The 731-nt window shown below is 71.5% G+C and carries 2 protein-coding genes; one reads left to right on the forward strand and one right to left on the reverse strand.

The window, feature by feature from the left end; translation table 11 throughout:
- The coding region (locus tag LADH09A_RS29900; protein ID WP_238649013.1) for an RICIN domain-containing protein at positions 1 to 290 on the forward strand (290 nt) is incomplete at its 5' end.
- 110 nt (positions 291 to 400) lie between these two features.
- On the opposite strand, the gene LADH09A_RS29905 is transcribed toward LADH09A_RS29900, so the two are convergent.
- The coding region (locus LADH09A_RS29905) for an aldo/keto reductase (RefSeq protein ID WP_238649014.1) at positions 401 to 731 on the reverse strand (331 nt) is incomplete at its 5' end.

Genomic DNA, 731 nt, shown 5'->3' on the forward strand with positions numbered 1-731 from the left:
GCGGCAGCGGTGCGGTCTACCTGAAGGCGGTGCACAGCGGCAAGTGCGTCGAGGTGGTCGGCAGCTCGACCGCGGCGGGCGCCTTCCTCCAGCAGGCCACCTGCAACAACGGCAACCAGCAGAAGTTCACCGCCACCGCGACGGGAACCTCCGGCGTGTACACGGTGCGCAACGTGCTGAGCGGCCTCTGCGTGGACGTCAACGGTGCCGCCACCACCGACGGCGCCCGGTTGTTGCAGTGGACCTGCCACAGCGCGGCCAACCAGCAGTGGCGCTTCACCGCGGTGTGACCCGCGGCTGTCGCCGTAGCGAGTGACGTCCCGGTCGGGGCCGGTTTCCGAGGTACGGAGCCGGTCCCGGCCGGGACGTCGTCGTCAGGAGGGGGAGAAAGGGCGTCGCCCTACGGTGTCGTGGCCAGCAGTCCCGCCTCCGCCAGCGCGTCCCAGAGTTCCGCTGCCACGACGGCCTCCGAGCGTTGCACCGCCTCGGCGACCTGTGCGGTGTTGCGCACACCGACCACCGTCGACACCACTGCCGGGTGCCGGCGGACGAAGGCCAGTGCCGCCTGCGGCAGGGTCACGCCGTACGTCTCGCAGACCGCCGCGATCCGCCGCGCCCGCTCGATCAACTCTGCCGGGGCCTGCTGGTAGTTGTAGACGGCGTCAGCCGGTGGCCGGTCCCGTGACAGCAGCCCGGAGTTGTAGACGCCGGCGATGACCACGCCCACCCCG

Origin of the sequence: Micromonospora cabrerizensis (genome assembly GCF_022230955.1) — a bacterium.
In the GTDB taxonomy this organism is placed as follows: domain Bacteria; phylum Actinomycetota; class Actinomycetes; order Mycobacteriales; family Micromonosporaceae; genus Micromonospora; species Micromonospora cabrerizensis.